Source organism: Flavobacteriales bacterium (genome assembly GCA_013214975.1).
In the GTDB taxonomy this organism is placed as follows: Bacteria; Bacteroidota; Bacteroidia; order DT-38; family DT-38; genus DT-38.
Genome location: JABSPR010000150.1, coordinates 1 through 2,258, shown reverse-complemented (window position 1 = coordinate 2,258; position 2,258 = coordinate 1). Strand labels below are relative to the sequence as shown.

Sequence of the window (2,258 nt, the reverse complement as noted above, 5' to 3'; positions counted from 1 at the left end):
TTTATTGGTCTCAAAAAGAGTTAAAACTATGCACTTTCAGTGCATCTCGCTTTAGCTTCTAAGGATGTTCATCTTTGTTATGTGCAAAATCAACGAACATCTGGTCATACTGTTTCACGTTTAACTGTTCATATTGTTTGGGCAAGTAAATATAGATATTCGGTTTTAGAAGGTGATATAAAGCAGCATTGCCGGACAATATTGAGGCAAATATGTGATGTGGAAGATGTTATCATATTGAAAGGAGTGGTATCCAATAATTATGTCCACATGCATAATCAACTATTTGCCATCACTGTCGGTAAGCAGTTTGGTAAAAAAATTGAAAGGAAGAAGTTCAAGAAAGTTACAGCAGGAATTTCCTGAATTGAATAAAAAATATTGGGGAAGACATTTTTGGGCCATTGGTTATAGTTGTTGGAGCACAGGTAATATAACTGATGAAATGGTAAATGAATATCTGGAACATCATAGAAATCCAAATGATGAAGATGATTCAAACTTTATATTAGAATAGGTGTGAGGCGCGACTTTCAGTCGCTAAAGAAACCTATGGACTTTCAGTCCATAGTGGTTTAGTTTCCATAAATTCTATTACAGTTGTATATCCATCGGGTTGTTCTGATAGTAAGGTTTATTGGGTAATTACACGCATATGTTAATTACCTGTGTACAAAAATACGTAGGTATGCGACAACGTTTTAAATGATAATTCTTTTCTACTCGTTTTATAGAAGTGTAATACAATTAATCATTAAGCCGAAATGAGCGTTAGGTACTTGGAAATTAGTAATTCGCACATAGTAAGTGTTATGGGCTTGTGGTAAACATCAGCAAAGCCTTGGGCAATTAAAATTTCTACATCATCTTGCCATTCTTCTGCAGTTAAAGCAACTATAGGCGGCCCATCCTGATATTTTCTTTTAGGTATTGAACGGTTTCTCTACCATCCATAATAGGCATATGGATGTCTGAAATAATAAGATCGAACGTACCTGATTCGTAGAGCTTAATAGCTTGGATGCCGTCAACGGCAGTGCTTACATTACAATTGTGTATACCAAGCATACACTTTATTACCTGGTTTTGGATTGTATTGTCATCTGCTACAAGAACGTTAAATTCTTTTTTTTGATGTTCGAGTTTCAGAGAGAGTTAAATAAATTGCTTGATTTACTTTTATCTTATTAAGGTTTTTCTGGAGATAGAGCGTTACATCTAAGGCCGCTGTTTTATTAATGTCACTCTCTAAATTAGATGTACTAAGTACTACGATTACTGGATGAGTTTCTTCATGATTGGTTTTTTGGAAAGTTTAAAGAAATTCTATGCCACTCATTACTGGCATATTGATATCTAGAAACACAAGCTCGGGAAATGCCTTTCCATTATTTTTAAGCGAATCGAAATAATCTAATGCCTCTTGGCCGTTAGATTTAAATATCAGCGCATGGCATACGTCCATTTCTTCTATTAGCCGCTCTGTAACATGTCTCTATAACAAGAATTTTAGAAAGTTTCGTTATAGGCGTTTTCTCAATGAATAAGTTTAGTAGTAATACGTAAATATTTGGATATTCATTTTCTCTTTTACATTAGTATATCTACGTAAATATTAGTGGTTTAAGATACCTGTAAATAAAAGCGAACTATTACTTAGTATAAGATTACTGCGTGATCTTGTCTAATAAAGAAATGGATCAAGTCTCATCATCTTTCAGCTGATCGGTTCTTTTTTTATTGTGACCTCACTCAAGCAAGCTTGGTGAGACCCAATAAAAAAAGTCCCGTTCCGTGAATTACGGAATGGGACTTGATCATCTGTGAACCCGACAAGATTCGAACTTGTAACCGCCTCATTCGTAGTTTTTAATGAGGCGGTTATTAACAATCCATAAAAGGCCGAAACGGCTCGCAATCCCTTTCGTAACAATACATTAGGTAAATTAGCGTTTTGTAGGAAATATCAGAAAATACCAAAAACACGTGAAAAACACGTGAAGATCACGCCCAGATAATTTCTGAAATAGACAATAAAACGAAATCCTTATGGCAAGTATTAAACTTAAATTAAACACCAATTATAAAACCGTAGAGAACACATATTCTGTTTGCATTCTTTTAAATCACAAAAGCAAACAGGCATATATAAAGACAGGAGTTGACGTAACGAAGAATAATTGGGATAAGGTCGATAAAACAGTAAAAGGAATTCCTAACTCTAAAAGAGAACAAGCACGCATACTTAAAATGTATTC

General features: G+C 34.4%; 2 protein-coding genes, 1 tRNA gene and 1 pseudogene. 2 read left to right on the top strand and 2 right to left on the bottom strand.

Going from position 1 to position 2,258, the window contains the following annotated elements:
• The first annotated feature begins 81 nt into the window (after positions 1-81).
• Positions 82-517 (top strand): annotated as a pseudogene (gene tnpA, locus HRT72_05510) (IS200/IS605 family transposase).
• Positions 518-894: 377 nt separating this feature from the next.
• Here the strand turns inward: tnpA and HRT72_05505 are convergent.
• A complete protein-coding gene (locus HRT72_05505; GenBank protein NQY67165.1) occupies positions 895-1,149 on the bottom strand; it encodes a response regulator in 255 nt (84 codons plus the stop codon).
• A gap of 675 nt (positions 1,150-1,824) precedes the next feature.
• Positions 1,825-1,894, bottom strand: a tRNA-OTHER gene (locus tag HRT72_05500).
• 155 nt (positions 1,895-2,049) lie between these two features.
• Between HRT72_05500 and HRT72_05495 the strand changes: the two genes are divergently transcribed.
• Positions 2,050-2,258, top strand: a 209-nt coding sequence (locus tag HRT72_05495) for a hypothetical protein (GenBank protein NQY67164.1), incomplete at its 3' end; no start/stop codon positions are given.